At 54.3% G+C, this 17788-nt stretch carries 19 protein-coding genes; 14 read left to right on the forward strand and 5 right to left on the reverse strand.

Going from position 1 to position 17788, the window contains the following annotated elements:
- On the forward strand, positions 1 to 1070 hold a 1070-nt coding region (locus CFII68_RS17590; RefSeq protein WP_018604912.1), incomplete at its 5' end, for an ATP-dependent helicase C-terminal domain-containing protein.
- A 97-nt stretch (positions 1071 to 1167) separates the two neighbouring features.
- Here the strand turns inward: CFII68_RS17590 and CFII68_RS17585 are convergent.
- Both CFII68_RS17585 and CFII68_RS17580 read right to left on the reverse strand, forming a co-directional pair.
- Positions 1168 to 1635, reverse strand: coding sequence for a GNAT family N-acetyltransferase (locus CFII68_RS17585; protein WP_018604913.1), 468 nt, complete (start codon positions 1633 to 1635; stop codon positions 1168 to 1170).
- 269 nt (positions 1636 to 1904) lie between these two features.
- Complete coding sequence (locus CFII68_RS17580; protein WP_018604914.1) at positions 1905 to 2528, reverse strand: glutathione S-transferase family protein; 624 nt, start codon at positions 2526 to 2528, stop codon at positions 1905 to 1907.
- Between the two features lie 414 nt (positions 2529 to 2942).
- Here CFII68_RS17580 and CFII68_RS17575 point away from each other — a divergent pair, with 414 nt between their 5' ends.
- Complete coding sequence (locus CFII68_RS17575; RefSeq protein ID WP_018604915.1) at positions 2943 to 3722, forward strand: PhzF family phenazine biosynthesis protein; 780 nt, start codon at positions 2943 to 2945, stop codon at positions 3720 to 3722.
- Between the two features lie 95 nt (positions 3723 to 3817).
- On the opposite strand, the gene CFII68_RS17570 is transcribed toward CFII68_RS17575, so the two are convergent.
- Complete coding sequence (locus CFII68_RS17570; protein ID WP_018604917.1) at positions 3818 to 4531, reverse strand: autoinducer binding domain-containing protein; 714 nt, start codon at positions 4529 to 4531, stop codon at positions 3818 to 3820.
- Between the two features lie 128 nt (positions 4532 to 4659).
- Here CFII68_RS17570 and CFII68_RS26630 point away from each other — a divergent pair, with 128 nt between their 5' ends.
- The 9 genes from CFII68_RS26630 (at position 4660) to CFII68_RS0125930 (ending at position 13659) form a co-directional block, all read left to right on the forward strand.
- Positions 4660 to 5055: a DUF4902 domain-containing protein gene (locus CFII68_RS26630; protein ID WP_074849485.1), complete on the forward strand. Its 396-nt coding sequence runs from the start codon at positions 4660 to 4662 to the stop codon at positions 5053 to 5055.
- Positions 5056 to 5506: 451 nt separating this feature from the next.
- Positions 5507 to 6127, forward strand: a complete 621-nt coding sequence (locus CFII68_RS17565; RefSeq protein ID WP_235862369.1) for an acyl-homoserine-lactone synthase — start codon at positions 5507 to 5509, stop codon at positions 6125 to 6127.
- A gap of 46 nt (positions 6128 to 6173) precedes the next feature.
- Positions 6174 to 6950: a sterol desaturase family protein gene (locus CFII68_RS17560; RefSeq protein WP_018604920.1), complete on the forward strand. Its 777-nt coding sequence runs from the start codon at positions 6174 to 6176 to the stop codon at positions 6948 to 6950.
- A 5-nt stretch (positions 6951 to 6955) separates the two neighbouring features.
- Entirely contained in the window at positions 6956 to 8128 is a 1173-nt protein-coding gene (locus tag CFII68_RS17555; RefSeq protein ID WP_033062569.1) for a hypothetical protein, read from the forward strand.
- 22 nt (positions 8129 to 8150) lie between these two features.
- On the forward strand, positions 8151 to 9407 hold the full coding sequence (locus CFII68_RS17550; RefSeq protein ID WP_018604924.1) for a hypothetical protein: 1257 nt from the start codon (positions 8151 to 8153) through the stop codon (positions 9405 to 9407).
- A 28-nt stretch (positions 9408 to 9435) separates the two neighbouring features.
- Complete coding sequence (locus CFII68_RS17545; RefSeq protein WP_018604931.1) at positions 9436 to 10056, forward strand: 2OG-Fe(II) oxygenase; 621 nt, start codon at positions 9436 to 9438, stop codon at positions 10054 to 10056.
- 26 nt (positions 10057 to 10082) lie between these two features.
- The gene (locus CFII68_RS17540; protein WP_018604933.1) at positions 10083 to 12500 is read left to right on the forward strand and encodes a penicillin acylase family protein; all 2418 of its coding nucleotides are present in this window, start codon (positions 10083 to 10085) and stop codon (positions 12498 to 12500) included.
- 13 nt (positions 12501 to 12513) lie between these two features.
- Positions 12514 to 13248 carry a hypothetical protein gene (locus CFII68_RS17535; RefSeq protein WP_018604935.1) on the forward strand — a complete coding sequence of 245 codons (735 nt, stop codon included), beginning with the start codon at positions 12514 to 12516 and terminating at the stop codon, positions 13246 to 13248.
- A gap of 9 nt (positions 13249 to 13257) precedes the next feature.
- Positions 13258 to 13659, forward strand: a complete 402-nt coding sequence (locus tag CFII68_RS0125930; RefSeq protein WP_074849483.1) for a hypothetical protein — start codon at positions 13258 to 13260, stop codon at positions 13657 to 13659.
- A gap of 210 nt (positions 13660 to 13869) precedes the next feature.
- On the opposite strand, the gene CFII68_RS17530 is transcribed toward CFII68_RS0125930, so the two are convergent.
- A complete protein-coding gene (locus CFII68_RS17530) occupies positions 13870 to 14949 on the reverse strand; it encodes an endonuclease/exonuclease/phosphatase family protein (RefSeq protein ID WP_018604938.1) in 1080 nt (359 codons plus the stop codon).
- A complete protein-coding gene (locus CFII68_RS17525) occupies positions 14946 to 15605 on the reverse strand; it encodes a YciC family protein (RefSeq protein WP_018604940.1) in 660 nt (219 codons plus the stop codon). The genes CFII68_RS17530 and CFII68_RS17525 overlap by 4 nt, the downstream gene beginning before the upstream one ends.
- A 175-nt stretch (positions 15606 to 15780) precedes the next feature.
- Here CFII68_RS17525 and CFII68_RS17520 point away from each other — a divergent pair, with 175 nt between their 5' ends.
- The 3 genes from CFII68_RS17520 (at position 15781) to CFII68_RS17510 (ending at position 17780) form a co-directional block, all read left to right on the forward strand.
- Entirely contained in the window at positions 15781 to 16539 is a 759-nt protein-coding gene (locus CFII68_RS17520) for a DUF2076 domain-containing protein (RefSeq protein ID WP_018604941.1), read from the forward strand.
- 128 nt (positions 16540 to 16667) lie between these two features.
- Positions 16668 to 17147, forward strand: coding sequence for an NYN domain-containing protein (locus CFII68_RS17515; RefSeq protein WP_013694260.1), 480 nt, complete (start codon positions 16668 to 16670; stop codon positions 17145 to 17147).
- Positions 17148 to 17168: 21 nt separating this feature from the next.
- A complete protein-coding gene (locus CFII68_RS17510) occupies positions 17169 to 17780 on the forward strand; it encodes a PolC-type DNA polymerase III (protein WP_018604948.1) in 612 nt (203 codons plus the stop codon).
- Positions 17781 to 17788 lie beyond the last annotated feature (8 nt).

Consider the following 17788-nt stretch of genomic DNA (forward strand, 5'->3'; position numbering starts at 1 on the left):
AACGGGCGCGACAACTGGCCCGGCAATATCGCGGTTACCTGCGGGGCAAGGCCGAAGAAGCCGTGGCCGACCCCGATCATCCGCGCTGGCTCGGCGCGTTGCTGGCCTTGGCTTACCCGGACCGCGTTGCCCAGCAGCGCCGGCCTGGCGGTGCGGAATATCGCCTGGCGAATGGGCGTGCGGCGCTGTTTGCCGAGGCTGACAGCCTGATGAAACAAGCGTGGCTGGTGATCGCCGACCTGGGCAGCCGCCAGGGCCAGCGGGAAGAGCGGATCTACCTGGCGACGGATTTCGACCCGGCGCTGTTCGATTCGGTATTGGCCGAACAAGTACGCGTTGTGGATCAACTGGATTGGGACGAGCGCGAAGGCGTGCTGCGTGCCGAGCGCCAGCGCAAGGTTGGCGAACTGGTGCTCAGCCGCGAACCGCTGACCGGCCTGGATGAGTCGGCCCGTAGCCAGGCCCTGGTGAACCTGGTGCGGCGCAAGGGCTTGGAATTATTGCCCTGGACCCCGGAACTGCGGCAATGGCAGGCGCGGGTGGCGCTGCTGCGGCGCCTGGACCTGGACGCCAAGGGCGAGAGCGAATGGCCGGACGTCAGCGATAGTGCATTGCTGGGCAGCCTCGAGCATTGGTTGATGCCGTATCTGGGCCGCGTCTCGCGCCTCAGCCACTTTGCCAACCTGGATTTGTCGAGCATCGTCCACAACCTGTTGCCCTGGCCCCTGCCGCAACGCTTGGATGAACTGGCGCCGCACCATTTGAGCGTGCCTTCGGGGTCGTCGATCCGCCTGGACTACAGCGAGCATCCGCCGATCCTGGCGGTGCGCTTGCAGGAACTCTTCGGCCTGGCTGACACCCCGCGCATCGCTGGCGGGCGGCAGGTGGTCAAGCTGCACCTGCTGTCCCCGGCGCGCCGACCGGTGCAGGTCACCCAGGACCTGGCAAACTTCTGGCGCAGCACCTATGCCGAGGTGAAGAAGGACCTCAAGGGGCGCTATCCCAAACATTACTGGCCGGACGACCCGCTGGTGGCGGAGGCGACGGCGCGGGTCAAGCCGCGTAAATGAGCTGAGGAAATTCAGGGTATGAAATACAAACTCTGTGGGAGCCGAGCTTGCTCGCGATAGCGGTGTGTAGATGAACGCTTTCCCAGGAGGCGTTCATCTACACGCCGTCTTTCTCAAGAAACTTGCTGTAGCTTAAAAACATCTCGTCGCGTATCCAACCTGCAGACTCATAGAGTGCCTGGGCGGATTGATTGGTCTTGGCGGTGCGCAAGTCCATACGGACTGCCCCCTGTTGCCCGGCATATTCTTCGGCGGCCATAAGCAGCTTTTTGCCTATACCCTGTTGGCGTACGTTCGAATCAACGAAAAGATCATACAAAGTGAAGATGCGCGCGGTGAAAACCGAGCAAAAGGTTGGGTAGAGCTGGCAGAACCCCACAATCTCTTTGGCGGCGTTCTTTGCAACGAACACCAGGGACTCACTTTTTTCAATCCGTGCCCTGATATAGGCGGTCGCCCGCTGTAGGTCGGCATCCATCCTGTAGAACTGCCGATACGCATCAAACAGTACACCCACTGCTTCAACATCTTTCTGTTCAGCCAGGCGAATCTGGATGTCGCTCATGGATCACTCCTTGAAAGGGGGGGGCAGTCTGAGGCGGACTCAGAGCAATACCACCAAGACAGTCAGAGCGTACTGCTCGTGTTGGCCGGGCGTTATCCCAAACTGGCACGTTCTAGATTGCGACACAGGTCCACTGTGGGAGCAAGCTCCCACAGTTATTCTGCGGCGAGTCGTACTAAGGCGTTGCCGGCAACAAGAACCGCGCCAACGCCGGCAACTGGCCGCAACGCCTGGCGGGCAAACGTGCGACGCGGGGTGAAGCGTGGGCTTTACGGCGTACCGTTTCGGCCATGCAGGCGGTAGCCGGAACGTTGGCTCAAGCGTTCGTAATAGGCACTGACCGCGGGGAAGTCCGGATGAGTCAGTGGGGTTTCAAACCAGCGGTTCACTGAAAGGCCTATCGGGATGTCTGCCAGCGAAAACTCGCTGCCGCTGACGTACGCGCCCGTTGTGTCGAGTTGTCGATCCAGGATCGCCATGTGCCTGGACCATTGACGGCATCCTGCGGCCAGCGCGTCATGGTCTTGATGGGCGGCGCATTGCCTGACCAGCGACATAAAGGCATAACCCCAGGACTTGTTGAGGTCGGTGGCTTGCCAGTCGATCCATTGATCCACCCGGGCTCTGGCTTTTGCGTCTGCTGGATAAAGGTGCAGGGCGTTGTTCCGGTTCGCCAGGTACCTGATGATCGTGTTGGACTCCCACAGCACGAAGCCGTCGTCCTCAACCACCGGAACCATCGCATTGGGATTCAGTGCCGTGAATTCAGGTGTGTTCGTTTCCCTGAAACCAGAGCCCCAGTCCTTCCGTTCGAAAGGGATTTGCAACTCTGCGCAGGTCCAGAGCACTTTGCGGACATTGATCGATGAGGCTTTGCCCAGTATTTGTAGCATTCCATCTCCTTATAGTTGGAGGGGCACGAACTCCACACCTGTCGACGTTGACCCCACCGGGGTGAGACGTTAAACGAGAGCGGTCATTCAACTCAAGGTCTGTTTAAAACGATTGCCTGCGACTCGCTGGAAGGCTATTTTGTTTGATAATTGTAGGGCGTTTCTGTAGTTAAGCTAAGTCAAGCGCAAAAGTAATCCTGGGGAAGTGCCGGTCTATTTTTTTATTCATGTTTGAATTGAGTGACAGGATGAAAATTCCTGCCCGAAAGGGCAGGTGTACAGCGATAGGTAATTGGTTTTAAATTTAGTGTCATATAGTTGTTAGTGTTTATTGATTGTGAATGCAGTGGTCTCGCTGTTGTTAATGCTTGTTATTTATATTGTCAGCGTCAGGTCATAATAGGAGTCTGGCTAATGCAGGTCGCTATCTTTCAAGTTGATGCTTTTGCCTCTCAGCCATTCGCGGGTAATCCTGCGGCTGTTTGTCCGTTGGATTATTGGTTGCCAGACGAGCAGTTGCATGCGATTGCCGCTGAAAACAATCTGTCAGAAACAGCCTACTTTGTTAAACAAGGCGATATCTATGAGCTGAGGTGGTTTACGCCGCTGGTCGAAGTTGAGCTGTGCGGGCATGCGACGTTGGCGGCCGCTTGGGTAATCTTGAACAAGTTAGGCGTCAACGCAGATATTTTAAGGTTTTCGACGCGCAGCGGGGAGCTGCGGGTTCGTCGCTCCGGTACCGGGCTGACGTTGGATTTTCCAGCGAAAACCCCTGAGCGCTGCACACCGCCGTCCGAGTTGTTACCCGCACTGGGTTTGACCTCGGCAGAAGTCTTTGCAACAGACGACTTCATCGTCGTAGTGCCTGATGAGACGATTATCGAAAAGTTGACACCGGACTTCGCTCGCCTGAAGGGGCTGCCGCTGCGAGGTGTGGTGGTGACCGCGCAAGGCAAGGACTTCGATTTTGTCTCTCGATGGTTTGGCCCAAATGTCGGGGTGAACGAAGACCCGGTGACAGGCTCGGCGCATACTTCATTGACGCCTTACTGGGCGGGTGTATTGGACAAACAAGTGCTGACGGCGCAACAAGGTGGGCTCCGAAAGGGGCAGCTGCGCTGTGAGATGGCCGGTGACCGAGTGCTGATAACCGGGGAGTCGGTGTTGTATATGGTTGGGGAAATCACCCTTTAGTGCTTGCGCAACACCCTTCGCTTGAGAAATACCCGAGCGTATTTCTCAAGCGATCAGCTTCGATTCTCCGCCGTTGATTCAGCTATAGCGCTCAATCAATGGAGCATGCCCAGGGCATAGGCTTTCATGGAAGCTTCTACTTTGTTAGTGGAGTGCAGTTTGCGCATGGCGTTGACGAGGTGAAATTTCACGGTTCTTTCGTCAATGGACAAGATCAATCCCGTTTCGGAGTAGGTCTTGCCCGTTGCCGACCATTTCAAGGTTTCTACTTCCCGGGCGGTGAGGGACGCGCCAATTTCAGGGATGTAGCTGGGGGCAATAAAGTTGAGCATGGTGGAATGTGCGATATGGGCTATCCAGATCAGCTTTGCTTCTTTCTCGTTGAGTTCCGATGATGTAACCGGGCTGGCGGATCTGATCAGGGAAAACAGTCCAATCGTGTCGTGTTTTCCTCGGGACGGCGTACACCAGCCATGGACAAGTTTATAATGTTTGGCGTCTTCCCAGAAATGAAGATGCTCCTTGAATGTATCGGCAGACCAACACAGTGGCTGGTTTTCTGTTAACCCATGCTTTACAGTTTGATCGATGCTGAAGTAGTTATTGTCTTTATAGGTGTTCTCCCAAGAGGGGGAGTAATTGGATGATAGATGAAATTGCGGACTGGAGATGGGCAATGGAAAGCGAATGCCGAGGGAGTATTGATCGAATTCAAAAGAGCGAGTGACAAATTCAAGCAGCGTAAGCAATTCTTCCTTGGATGTTACATTCATGAACAGAGATAGGTAATGCTCGCGCCAATCAGACATGTGTACTTACCAATGTTGAAGGGTGTAAGGGATGTGCCTGGGTCCAAAGTGTTGGGTTGTTGATGTTGTGATGTGCAAGGAAATCCATTTCAAATAATAAAAACTAATAACTAATCAGGGTGATGTAAATGCAATCCTTAGCCCCCGATCAGCTGGTACGTCTGTCTTATGCGGAGTTAAGCGGCTTGTCGTTTCAGCCTTCTCTCGCCTGGGTCGACACTAGCCTGACTGTCGAACTAAAAGAACTCGGACTGCCTGTTGCATATGCTGGATACAGTGAATGGGAGTGCCAGGGTTTCGTACCAAAATTGAGCATCGGTTGGTCTTGGTTTAAAGAAACTTTTTCTGGAAAGGCTCTTATAGCACCGGGCGGCATCAGTTGCAACATTATGTTACGTTCGCCCCGTGGGTATGATCTCGGGGCCGACATTACACAACAACTGCTTCTTATCTGGCTATCCAGGCAGCGTTTGAAATCGAAGCTGCCTGAGAGCTTAAAGTATGGGTGCAACCCTGAGTTTTAGTGGTGCAACCATTGTCGTTAATGGTGCAACCTGATGTATTGATGGTGTTACAAATGTCGTAAAGAGGAAGCGCCGTTAATCACTGAGGTGGCAGTGGGGGTGCCGGTCTCCTTATTTTCGATTAAGACACAATTCTTTCTATATATAAGCTACCCCTGTCACTGTCACATCCCAAATTGACTCTCCAGTCAAGCTCGCAAATGCCGGTTTTTCATGACAGCATCAATGGTATTCAGTGTCACCCTGGCTAAAGCAGGGGGCGCTTCGAATGGAATGCTGTCCCCCGGTGCGAGCCGCCCATCCATCTCCGTTGGCTTTTCGTCAGTGACTCCACCAGTCGTCCGTAGGCTCAGGCCGGCGCATGGGATTTTGCTTCAGTGCGTGCACGCCTGGGCGTCGAAGGTGGCGTTATAGAGGCTGCCCTTTTGGGCAGCTGTTTTGTTCCGCAATCATGACTTCTAATCCAGGGAACTGGATTGGAAGCTGGTGTGGAATGTTAAATATAATAAATGGAACAGCGCAGCAACTTTCCTCTGAGCTTATTGCGGGGCTCGGACTCTTTCGCTACAAAATCTTTGTGGAAAAAATGGGCTGGCCTCTAAAGTGTGAGGTGGGCCTGGAGTCTGACGAGTTTGACCGCGACGACACCTACTATGTTATTGCTCGGGATAAAGCAGGGCATGTTTGCGGTTGTGCAAGGATGCTGACGACGAGCAATAACTATCTTCTTGAACAGATATTTCCGGGTCTGATGGGCGATATACCGCTGCCAAAGTCAAACGACATCTGGGAGTTGTCTCGTTTTGCCGTGAACTCGGAAGGTGCTGATGCTTCTACCTCAGGTCATTGGCTGGATACGTGTCGGTTAATGAAACAAGTGGTGTTAGTGGCCAAAAGACATAACGTTAAAAGGCTCATCGCTTTTTCTGCTGTCGGTAACGAACGACTGCTCAGAAGAATGGGGGCAGACGTGCATCGTGTGTCCTGCGCTCAGCTGATTGATGGTAAGCCGGTACTTGCATTCTGGATCGAGATTAACGAGCAAACAATAAGTGCCTTGTCTGCTTATTAAACTGGACGCTGGGTGACGATAAAAAACTGAGATTAAAGGATTAGCTATGATTATCTATCTGATAGGCGTCGCGCTGGCGGTGCTGGTTCTGGAACATATTATTCCAGGGTGGAAGCTACCCAAAGTCAGTACCTGGTTTTTTAGATCCATGACCCTCAACATTATTCAGATCGCGGTGGCGTTGCTGGCCGGGGTGTCATGGAACAAGTGGATGCAAGGTCACAGCCTGTTTCATCTATCTGCAAGCTTTAGTCCTCTCGTTGCGGGTTTCATCGCGTATTTTGTCAATACCTTCGTCACTTACTGGTGGCATCGCTTTCGCCACGCCAATAACACCTTGTGGCGCCTGTTTCACCAGATTCACCACGCCCCGCAACGGATTGAAGTCTTCACCTCGTTCTATAAGCATCCCACGGAAATGGTCTTCAACTCGATGTTGGGCAGTGCGGTGGCCTACGTGTTGCTGGGCATCAGTGTGGAAGCGGGTGCCTTCTACGTGATGTTCGCGGCACTGGGCGAGATGTTCTATCACGCCAATATCAGAACCCCGCACTTCCTGGGCTACTTGTTCCAGCGTCCAGAGATGCACAGGGTTCATCACCAACGTGATCGTCATGAGTGCAATTACAGTGACTTCCCGATCTGGGACATGCTGTTCGGGACTTTTGAAAATCCCAAGGAAAATTTCGCACCTCAAGGCTTTTCCGAGAACAAAGAAAATCGCTTTGTCGACATGCTGTTGTTTAAAGACGTTCATGAAACACCAGCAGGAATGAAAATGCCTGAGATCATGAAGGAAGAGTCACTAGTCAAACGCGGGTGAGTAATATGTTTTTGAATATTGATTCACGCTTGAGTCGTGACCTGTTGAAATGCATAAATTCCGGTATTCCTCACGATGCGTTAAATGTGCCTAAGGATCCGGAGTTCCTCTCGGGGAGAATTGAAAATCTGCGCAGTCAGTACGTTGCTTTACGCAGGTCTTTCGGAAACAAGACGCTCCCGGTGAGTAACTATCTGTTTTACATGATGCTCAAGGACAAGTATTCAGAGTTTGAGTTTGAACTGCTGAATGCCAAGGGACGGGTGCTTACCAATATCCATGTGTTCAAGTCTAAAGGACGCATACCTTCGATAGCGTCGTTGCTCTTGTCGGATAACCACGTTGCGAAGTCCGCTGTCGAGCTGAAGTATACAGATGTGGAGCACATTGAATTGTACGGATCAGCCCTGTCGCAACTGTTGACCGCTGGTGGTCTGATGCCCCCGACGCAGGTAGCGATGGGGGGCGTTGTAGCGCAGATCAACCGCAGTAAGTCACTTGATCGGCCGTTGACCATTGTCAGTGCGATATGCCCGGATTATTCCTATGACATGGACGCTGAAGGCGCGCCCCGGTACACCTTTACCCACGTTGGCGAGCAACCAGGGCTGGCGGGAGCAAAGTTAATCAAAGCGGACGACGCCTTGAGCGACTTTTCGCGCGCTGTGGGTGTTCCCCTGGAGCATAAGCTGTTCGGTGGCGAGTTCGAATACATATCGTTTAACAAGAACGCCAGTTCGCTAAGCGCGCGTGATGAGTTTCTCGGCAAAGTCAATCAGCAATTGCTGACTATTGGCGATAAATTAACAGCGCCTGCGGCCGTTGGCTCTTTCTTTGAACTGTGTGGCGATGAACAGACTTGGCACGAGCGCCATCAAGCTATTCTGGAACGACTCCGTGCAGGGGATTATGGCCAGACGGGTTTAAACTACGAACAGATGAAGGAAATATTCGAGTCCAGACGGCCGCTGTATTCCAAGTGGTTTGTGGCCCAGAGTGATGAAACGATCTGGAACAACTTTCTCTCGCAGGCCGCTGAGTATGCCCTTATGGGAGGCATATTTCTTGACGTGTATAAAGAGTTTGTGGTCTTGGCCGTTGACCATTACAAGATGGAACCTTTCTATTCTTTCTTTGGTTCGGTCGCTGTTTTGTATGTGAAAACGGATTATCTATAGGCGAAGTAGGGAGGCTGCCAATATGAAAGAGGAACTCTTTGCCACACGCTACACGAAATATGGGCATGGCATTGATGTCAGGGCGACCTATGAGCGCTTGCCGCTTCAGGGGTTCTGGACATGGGTGACGGGCAAGTCCGGTAATAAGAACGCACCGAAAAGCGCTAAAGATACGCTCTTGAAACCGTGGCAGTTGTTTCTTCAGATCAGCTGGGGTTATGCAGTTTTCGTTGCCGCGGTTCTGCTCGGCAATAAGCTGCTGGAGTCGGATCTTCACTGGGGTATCAAGCTGGCGCTGTCGATTCCGATGATTTGCATGGTGGTCAACCGGCAGCGGGGTTTGCTGCACACGTTCCACTACACCATTCACGGTGCCGGCATCGCTAATAAGCGGTTGGCAAAGTTTGTTTGCAAGTGGGTGTTATCGATGCCCATTCTGCACACGCCGTGGAATAACTACATGAAGTTGCACGTGGGTGAGCACCACAGCGTCAATACATTTTGCACCGATAAAGATGTCGATCTTCAGTTCATGACCAGCCATGGCTTCTACAAAGGCATGAGTGAGACTGAATTTTGGACAAAACTGGTGGTGGCGCCGTTTCACCCAATGCGTATTTATGAGCATATAAAGTTCCGGCTCGAAGTTAACTTTGTCAAAACGGACAAGCACGAAAAAAACAGTCGGGCGATCTATTGGTTACTGTTGCTGGCTGGGGTTTACCTGTCCGGCTATATGACGCCTTTTGTCGTGTTCTATCTGCTGCCGATTTTGCTTGTTACGCAGTTTTCGTCTTGGATACAACACGTTACCGAACATTTGTGGTTTTCGGAAAATACCAAGGGTTTGCCCAAGTATATTTTCTACGGCTCACTCAGCTGGGGGCGTTTTTTTGGTCGCCCTTACCCTTTGAATTACACCGGTTGGGCGTTTGCCTGGCGTGTAGTGAAGTGGGGTTTGGCAGTCGTATTCATTGATATTCCGTTGCGTGTTTTTTCCTTTATGCAAGATTTGCCGAGCCATGATTTTCATCACCGCAACCCGGGTGTGAACTTCTGGAGCATCGCCCCGGAAAGGGCGGCCAATGAAGCATTGGTATCGCGGTTTGGCCCGATGACCGAAACCTGGAGCATGACCGAGAGCTTCCTTATCTTGCGAGACCACTTGTGTCGGGATGAAAGTGATCCGTTCGATCTCATCACTTGGTACAACACGAGCAAACAGCACCTTGAGATAAAAGCGACGCGTGAAGCGTCAGCAGTAGAAGTCGAAGTTTAATGAACGATTTTGAACGAGGGAACGTGAAATGAATGTTGTTGAAGTCGCGAAGAAAGAATTGGCAGTGAACGGTTCGTTTTACTCCAGCGCTACCGAGTTTCTGTACAGTCAGAATGACTGGGATGAGATCAATACCATCCTGGCAAGTAAGGCGTTGCCGTGGGAGCAAGTCTTCATCGGTGATGCTGACGAACTCAACGATCTTGCAGTCGCCCGTTTCATGACCGACGTCGAAAGACCGATGCGCGTTAACCAGCCACTCGCGGATCAGATGATTTCGGTGGTTTGCAATCAGAAACTGCTGGGTTTTGTTTCCAATCTGTTGGGGGGGGAAGAGTTCTACATTCGCCGTATGCAGGTTAACAAGATGAAAGACGGATCTTTCATTGGTAAACATTTGGATGTCGACAGTAATCCGGATTATTTGTATTCGATCGTACTGCAGTTGGGTAAAGGTTTTTCCGGTGGCGAATTTTTGATTTTCAATGACCAGGGCGAGCAGGTGAATCTCATTCGGCCCGAGCTGCAATCCATCGTAATCACCGACTGCTCCTTTCCTCATCAGGTTGAAGCCGTGACTGAGGGTGAACGAGTATCGCTGGTGTTCTTCGTGAGCAAGTACGCAGAAAAAAATCGTCGGGTAGCGTGAGTGCTCTGGGTCAGGACGTAGATGTCATGAAAGCAACAATTAAAATAATAGTGTTTGGTATTTTCGGCGTGCTCGGTATCGCAGTTGTCGGTGTGATGTATGTGCTGCACAACATTACACTGTCCAATGTGTTCGAGACCGGTATCATAAAAGTCGCGGACGGCATTTCTGATAAAGGCAGTATTGCCTGGGATGCCAACGCCGTTCCGCACATCAAGGCTGCAAATGATCGGGATGCGTATTTTTTGCTGGGGTATAGCCATGCCCGGGATCGGTTGTGGCAGATGCAGTTCAGCAAAAACTACGCGAACGGCACCCTGTCGGAGACATTTGGCCCCAAGACACTGGACATGGACAAATTTTCCAGGACGTTGGGGTTCAAGAAAACCGCAGACTCGATATTTCAGCAGCTGAAACCGCAAACCCAGGACGTACTGAAGAGCTACAGCGACGGTGTGAACTTTTTCATCGACAAGTTCGCAGATCGCTTGCCCGTCGAGTTTTCATTGACTCGTTCCGCACCGCTCAAACGGTGGGAGCCTTCCGATTCAGTCGCGCTGCATTTGTTGTTTTCATGGACGTTAAGCTCCAACCTGGGCATGCAATTGCAACGACTGTCGCTGTCCAAAAACTTGACCGTCTCACAGATTAATGAGGTGTTTGCGCCTTACCCGGGAAGTGCGCCGGTCAAAACCAGGGACTATGCCGCGCTGTACAACAACCTGGACGTGTCCGGCACCGGTTTGGCGCTGCTGGATAAACTGCCGCCCTCGAATGTCGAGGGCGTAGGGTCGAACAACTGGGTGATTGCCGGCGACCATACGGTTACGGGTAAACCGATACTGGCCAACGATCCGCACTTGAAATTGACCAATCCGGCGCTGTTTTATCTTGCTTCTATCGAGACGCCCGAGTCGTCGCTCGTGGGGGCAACTTATGCCGGTGCGCCACTTTTTGTGATCGGACACAACAAGAAGATCGCGTGGGGCTACACCAATACCGGGTCGTCCGTTCAGGATGCGTACCTAGAGAAACTGAACCCTTCGGATAACAACCTCTATCTCGCCTCCGATTCGACCTACAAGCCGTTTCGGGTGGTGCAGGAGAAGATTGATGTCAAAGGTGAGGCGTCTGTCACGTTACCGGTCCGGTATACGAATCACGGCCCGGTAATCAGTGATATCTACCAGGCGGCGCAACAGGCCATCAACGGTAAAAAATCCGTGGTCATTGCGCTGGCCTGGACCGGGCTGGAGACCAATGACAAAACCTTCGACAGCATTCTGGGCATCAACCGTTCAGAGAACTGGCCGCAATTTTTGCAGGCCTCCGCCGAGTTTGGCGTGCCTCCGCAAAACATGGTTTATGGGGATACGGCAGGCAACATTGGCTATGTTTCCGCGGGCCGGGTGCCGGTAAAAGCGAATGATAACGACCTCTTGGGTCAAGCCCCCGCACCTGGCTGGGAAGCTAAGTATGACTGGACAGGGTATGTGCCCCAGTCGGCGAAGCCCACGCAGTTCAACCCAGCCAGTGGTTACATTGCCACCGCTAACAACCGCATTGTTCCCGATAATTACCCGTTCAACTTCGGCCATGACTGGGTTTTGCCTTATCGCTACGACCGCATCATGGATCTTTTGAAGGGGCGTGCGCCTCATACCCTGCAAACGTCCGCCGACATCCAGCTTGATCGTTACTCGTCGTCCATGGCCGATCTGTTACCCAAAATGATTGCGCTGGTCGAAGGGCTGCCTTCAACGCCTGCGCAGTTGAGCATCCTCAAGGCCTGGCGGTTTGACTCGGATCCCGAGTCGGCGGCGCCATTGATTGCAGCATACTGGGTGAAGAACTTCACGCAGGAGTTGCTGGAGCAGAAAATTGGCAAAGAGCTTTTGGCGGCGGGCTGGAATCAGCGTAACTACGATGCTTTTCTCAACCTTGTGTTAAGCAAAAAAGCCGATCAGGTCTTTTGGTGTGGGGGCGCTGACAATTGTCAGCGAGCGCTGGAAAAGTCATTAAACCTGTCGCTGCAGCAAATCAAGGACAAGTATGGCGCTGACGTCAGTGATTGGAAGTGGGGTCGCGCGCATACCGCAGTTGCCGAACATGTGCCCTTGCACAAGAGCCCCATGGCCTGGTTCTTTGATAACCGCAATACTATGGGCGGGGACAACTTTACGGTGAATGTCGGGCGTTACAATTACAGTGATCCGGCCAACCCGTTCAATACCAATATTGCGGCCACGTTCAGGATGGTGGCGGATCTGTCGAACCTTGATAACTCAAGTTACATACTGTCCTCCTCTAATACGGGCATAAAGTTTAACGGCTATGTGGACATGAACAGGCTCTGGGGACGGGGGGACTACATAAAAATTCCTGTGTCAGGACATATGCCTGAAAGCCATGCGCTCAGATTTTATCCAAACAACAAATTTTGAATTAAGGTGGCGTATGAACAGTCAGGAAAATAGCGCGGGTTGGGATCTGGATTACTCGGCTGTCGGCCGTAGTTTTCCGGAGAGTTTCAAGGCCAAGATCGTCGCGGATTTGCAGCAAGGAATGCCTGAATACGACGTCAATCAATACTTTGGTAATCAGCCAGGCATTTTCGAGATATACGAGCATCTGGCGCTGGCCATCGATTCGAACACCGAAAAGGTGGTGGGGATCATTGGGGCAAAAAGCCTTCCTTTTGGTTCTTCGTCGTTCCTGTATCTCTGGACAGCGATGATCGCGGATGAATACCGAGGGTCGGCGCTTTTTAAAAAGCTTAATCAGTTCTTTTTGAAAAATGTCATTCAAGCGATCGGCATGCCGAAGCTGATCGTTGCCAAGACCTATAACCCGGTTGTTTACAATATGTTCAGGGTCATGTCTTCGCGGGTTCCATCGGCACGTTTCTACCCGGATTTGCGCGTCGATGTGCAGAGTGCCGACATGGCGGCGCTGGCGGTTGAAATTGTTCACTCCTTGTCCAAGGACCTGGTGCTGGATGTGAATACCGGTGTCATTCCTGGAGGCCAGAGTTCTGTCGCGCCTAACTTCTTTCCGAAGATGGACATGTCCAGTGATGAAGTGACTAACGCGCACTTTATCAAGCACGTCACCTATTCGGATCAGATCTTGTGCGTGGTGATGCTGCAGCCTGATTCGGAGTGGTTTGTTAAAGAAAAGATCATCCGATAGTTTATGTGAGTGAATAAGACGTCTGTTCTTCTCTCGGCGCTGCCGGCGGCCATTTTTTATGGTTTGCTGGCAGCGGTATCCAATAGTGCTCACAGCATGAAAGTGATGGGGCTGGCGGCAATCACTCAAGGCCTCATCAGTTATGTTTCAACGCTCATTGCGTTGTCAGTCATGTTTAAGCTGGCGCAAATGTTGGCTGGATGGCATGCGCTGGCTCGACGTGCGGTCGTGCCATTGACCGTGGTGAGTCTGTTTTCTGCTTTGTCGGCGGCTGTTCATATAGGGGCAGGCACGCCCAATGTGTTGTTGACGATCGCCCCCTCGTTTTTGATCGGTTGGGGGTATTTCACGACGGTCTATTGGCTCAAGGATTCAAATCGGTCCTTTCGAACACCTGGCCGCAGTTCGTGAGCGCCGATACTCAAACCTGAACATTGATGAGCGCTCACCGTCGGCGCGGGTCAAGCCGCGCAAGTGAGCTGAAGAAATTCAGGATATGAAATACAAACTCTGTGGGAGCGAGCTTGCTCGCGATGGCGGCATGTCAGCCAAATAGTCATGTTGCTGATCCACCGCTATCGCGAACAAGCTCGCTCCCACATGTGTTCGGTGGTGAGCCCGCTAAGGCGTTGCCGGCAACAAGAATCGCGCAATCACCGGCAAATGATCGGAGATGCGCAAGGTGTCGTCCTGCCTTACCTGGGCTTCGACTCGTTTGAGGCGCGGGCTGTAGAACAGGTAGTCGACGGTGCGGTCGGGGCCGTTGAGGCCGGGGTCGTTCGGGTAGTGGGTCAGCCAGTGTGCGCGGTCGATACCGCTGGCCTCGTTGTTGGTGGGGATCATCGGGTATTTGTCCCACAACAGGTGCAAGGGGCTGTCGGCGGAGTAGGGCGTGCGTTGCTCGGACGGCAGGCGTCGGTACTGGCCCAGGGGCAGCAGGTTGAAGTCGCCGCCGATCAGCCAGGGCGTGCCTGCGGATTCGAATTTATCCAGTGCCTTGGTTACGGTGGTGATTTGTCTGGGCAGGGTTTCGTCCGGCTCGGTGGCCCGTTCCAGATGCGTGTTGAGCACCGCCAACTGGCCGCCATCGCTCAGCGGCAGGTAGCTGACCAATAAGGCATTCTTCGGCTGGAACTGACGGCTGATAAAGTTGGCGTCGGCCACCGGCAGTTGCACCCGTTCGGCACGGTCGATGCGGTAGCGACTCAGGGTCGCCAGTTGCCGGCCGACACTGCCGAAGATGTGCGGGTCGGGGATGAAGTCGGCCTTCCAGTCGAAGGCGCTGGTGCCGCATGGATAGAGGTCGGCCAGCCGTTCCTGCAACAGCTTGAGCTGGTCCTGGTAATCGCTGGCCTTGGCGCCCTTGTCCAGCTCCTGGAGCAACACGATGTCCGGTTGCTCGTCGCGGATGACCCGGGCCACTTCGTCGAGGCTGAAGGCCATGTCTTCCAGGGTCGGGCGTTCATCGTCGCCCTGGGCCAGGTCGTTCCAGAACACGTAGCGCTTGCCGGCGAGGAACTGCACGTTCCAGGTCATCACCTTCAGGGCCTGGCCGGGCACCAGGGGGGCTGCGTTGGCGGTGCAACTGACCGGCAGGGTTTCCCGGGGCTGTGGCCGCCAGGTCAGGGCGTAGATCGACAGGGCGGTCAGGCTGAGGATCAACAGCAGGCCCAGCAAGGTGTGGCGCAGTAGACGGGTCATGGCTCAGGTTTTTCTGCAATCAACATGAACATTCGGAACAGCACGACAGTGGTGAACAATTGCAGAAAACTGTGGATGCTGTCGATCAGCAAGCTGACCAAAGGATTTTGCGGCGGCGGATACACCGAGACGCTGGCGCCCTTGAGCAGCCACAGCGGGACCATAACAGCCAGGATGCACAGCAGGATTCGCCAGAAATGGCCTCGACTCAGGCGCGCGCTTTCCTTCATCGCGGCCAGTGGCGCCAAGCCCTTCAATACCAGCAGGTACTCACCGAAAGCCAGGACGACCATCAGCCATAGCCCTGGCAGGAAATACAACGAGATGCCGATCAGGATCAGCAGAGTATTGAGCGCGGTCAGCAAGGCGAAGCGTGGCCACTGGAGGAGCGCGGCGGCGAGCAAATCGCGGGCGCGGGGGGCTTCGCCACGACTGCGGGCATCGAGAAACAGAATCAAAGCCGCGGTGTACAGCGGGTACACCAATAGCCCGACGATCACGCTGTAGCCGGAAAAGCCGTCGGCCCCGACGGCGCTGTCCACTCCCTGCTGCAGCACCGCTTCGAGTGTCACCAGCGGCAAGCACAACTGGGCGATCCGGCCCAGATGGCGCTTGAAAAAATACAAAGAGTCACGCAGTACTTCTAACGGATTCATGGGTCGGTATCGCAGTTCGAAAAAGCGGTCCGACACTTTACCCATCAGGTGACCGCAGAAACAAACGTAAACATCAGGTAAAGACCATTGAAAGCTTTTCGACGAGCCCCATTACTGATGGGCACCGGTCTTCGGGATCGGAATGGTTTCTACCCGGCAATCGAATGAGGTCGCCATGAACAGCGAAGAACAAACCCTGATCGATGGACTGTTTTCACGGCTGCAACAGGCCGAAAAGGATTCAGCCCCGCGCGACGCCCAGGCCGAGGCACGGATCAAGGAACACCTGGCCAGCCAGCCAGCGGCGGGCTATTTCATGGCCCAGGCGATTCTGGTGCAGGAGGCCGCGATCAAGCGCCTCGATGAGCAGAACAAGCAACTCACCCAGCAAGTCGAGCAATTGCAGGCCGAGCTGCAACAGGCCCGCAAACAGACGTCGGCGCCCAGCGGCGGCGGAGGTTTCCTCTCGAGTATTTTCGGTGGCAGCCCGCGGGATTCACGCCCGGCGAGCGCGCCGGCCGCAAGCGGTGGTGGCTGGCGCGAACCGGCACAGCCGTCCTTCAATGCCCAGCCCCAACAGGGCTTCGGCGCGCCGCCCGGCAATTATGGCGCACCGCAGCAACAGGCCCCGGCAGCGGGCAGCTTCCTGGGTGGCGCCCTGAAAACCGCGGCGGGCGTGGCCGGCGGCGTGATGCTGGCCCAAGGCATCAGCAGCCTGTTTCACAGCAACCAGCAACCCCAGGAAGTCGTCGAGGTCATCAAGGAAGAGCCGGCCCAACCGGTCAACGACACCGCCAACAGCGGCGACAACGGCTGGGGCGATGACCAGCGCGTGGCCGACAATGACGCCTACAGCAACGACCAGGGCGGCTTCAGCGACGCGGACTACAGCGACGATTCGTCTTCCTTCGGCGACGACGACTCCTTCGTCTGACCTGCCATTCGTCCGGGGCGCTCTGGCGCCTCGGGCCGATTATTCGCGGAACAATCCTTCGGGCTGGCATACTGGGCGACTTTTCGGCCCAGGTGGTCTGCGTGCATGTGCATCCAAGAGGAAACGCGGTGAAAAAAATTGCAGTGTTCGCCGATGTGCAGAACCTCTACTACACCGTGCGCCAGGCCTACGGTTGCCATTTCAACTACGCCGCGCTGTGGGCCGATGTCAGTAAACAGGGGCAGATCGTCGAGGCCTACGCCTACGCGATCGATCGCGGTGACAGCAAGCAGCAGCAATTCCAGCAGATCCTGCGCAACCTGGGCTTCATCGTGAAGCTCAAACCCTACATCCAGCGCAGCGACGGCTCGGCCAAGGGCGACTGGGACGTGGGCATCACGCTGGACATCATGGACGCTGCCGACCACGTCGATGAGGTGGTGCTGGCCTCCGGCGACGGCGATTTCGACATGTTGCTCGAGCGCATTATCCAAAAGCACGGCGTGCAAGCCGTGGCCTATGGCGTGCCGGGGTTGACCGCCAACTCGCTGATCCGCGCCGCCAGCCGCTACGTGCCCATCGAAGGTGCGTTGCTGCTCAAGAATTGATTTTCACGGAGTTCAAAAGGTTTGGAACGCATCGCAGTCATCGACTTTGAAACCACCGGGATCACCCCGAGCAGCAGTTGCCGGGCCACTGAAATCGCGGTGGTGATGCTCGAGCAAGGCCGGATCGTCGACCGCTACCAGAGCCTGATGAATGCCGGTGTACGGGTGCCAGCCTTCATTGAACAACTGACCGGCATCAGCAACGCCATGCTGCGCAGCGCCCCGTCGGCGGAAAAAGTGATGAACGAGGTCAACGAGTTCGTCGGCATCACGCCCCTGCTGGCGCACAACGCCGCGTTCGACCAGAAGTTCTGGGACTTCGAACTGGGGCGAATCAAGCGTACTCGCTTGCAGAATTTTGCCTGTTCACTGTTGCTGGCCCGGCGCCTGATGCCGGCTGCACCAAACCACAAGCTCGGCACGCTCAACACGTTCGCCGGCTTGCCCCACACCGGCCAGGCTCACCGGGCCATGGCCGACGCCGAAATGGCCGCCAACCTCACCGCGCACCTGGCTTCGGAGCTGCGACAAAAGCATGGGCTGCGGGAGTTGTCCCATGATTTGCTGTGCAGTTTGCAGAAAGTGCCGGCGGCGAAGATCAATGAGCACCTCAAGCGGCATCGCGGGTTCTAAACACACCA

The sequence above is a fragment of the Pseudomonas sp. CFII68 genome (assembly GCF_000416195.1).
Taxonomy (GTDB): Bacteria; Pseudomonadota; Gammaproteobacteria; order Pseudomonadales; family Pseudomonadaceae; genus Aquipseudomonas; species Aquipseudomonas kilonensis.

Bases quoted from the DNA above. Each gene is read 5' to 3' on its own strand.
- CFII68_RS17575 (WP_018604915.1), top strand. From the start codon at position 2,943: ATGCAGGTCGCTATCTTTCAAGTTGATGCTTTTGCCTCTCAGCCATTC.
- CFII68_RS17520 (WP_018604941.1), top strand. From the start codon at position 15,781: ATGAACAGCGAAGAACAAACCCTGATCGATGGACTGTTTTCACGGCTG.
- CFII68_RS17580 (WP_018604914.1), bottom strand. From the start codon at position 2,528: ATGCTACAAATACTGGGCAAAGCCTCATCGATCAATGTCCGCAAAGTG.
- CFII68_RS17560 (WP_018604920.1), top strand. From the start codon at position 6,174: ATGATTATCTATCTGATAGGCGTCGCGCTGGCGGTGCTGGTTCTGGAA.
- CFII68_RS17525 (WP_018604940.1), bottom strand. From the start codon at position 15,605: ATGAATCCGTTAGAAGTACTGCGTGACTCTTTGTATTTTTTCAAGCGC.
- CFII68_RS17535 (WP_018604935.1), top strand. From the start codon at position 12,514: ATGAACAGTCAGGAAAATAGCGCGGGTTGGGATCTGGATTACTCGGCT.
- CFII68_RS17530 (WP_018604938.1), bottom strand. From the start codon at position 14,949: ATGACCCGTCTACTGCGCCACACCTTGCTGGGCCTGCTGTTGATCCTC.
- CFII68_RS26630 (WP_074849485.1), top strand. From the start codon at position 4,660: ATGCAATCCTTAGCCCCCGATCAGCTGGTACGTCTGTCTTATGCGGAG.
- CFII68_RS17585 (WP_018604913.1), bottom strand. From the start codon at position 1,635: ATGAGCGACATCCAGATTCGCCTGGCTGAACAGAAAGATGTTGAAGCA.
- CFII68_RS17550 (WP_018604924.1), top strand. From the start codon at position 8,151: ATGAAAGAGGAACTCTTTGCCACACGCTACACGAAATATGGGCATGGC.
- CFII68_RS17555 (WP_033062569.1), top strand. From the start codon at position 6,956: ATGTTTTTGAATATTGATTCACGCTTGAGTCGTGACCTGTTGAAATGC.
- CFII68_RS17565 (WP_235862369.1), top strand. From the start codon at position 5,507: ATGACTTCTAATCCAGGGAACTGGATTGGAAGCTGGTGTGGAATGTTA.
- CFII68_RS17570 (WP_018604917.1), bottom strand. From the start codon at position 4,531: ATGTCTGATTGGCGCGAGCATTACCTATCTCTGTTCATGAATGTAACA.
- CFII68_RS17540 (WP_018604933.1), top strand. From the start codon at position 10,083: ATGAAAGCAACAATTAAAATAATAGTGTTTGGTATTTTCGGCGTGCTC.
- CFII68_RS17545 (WP_018604931.1), top strand. From the start codon at position 9,436: ATGAATGTTGTTGAAGTCGCGAAGAAAGAATTGGCAGTGAACGGTTCG.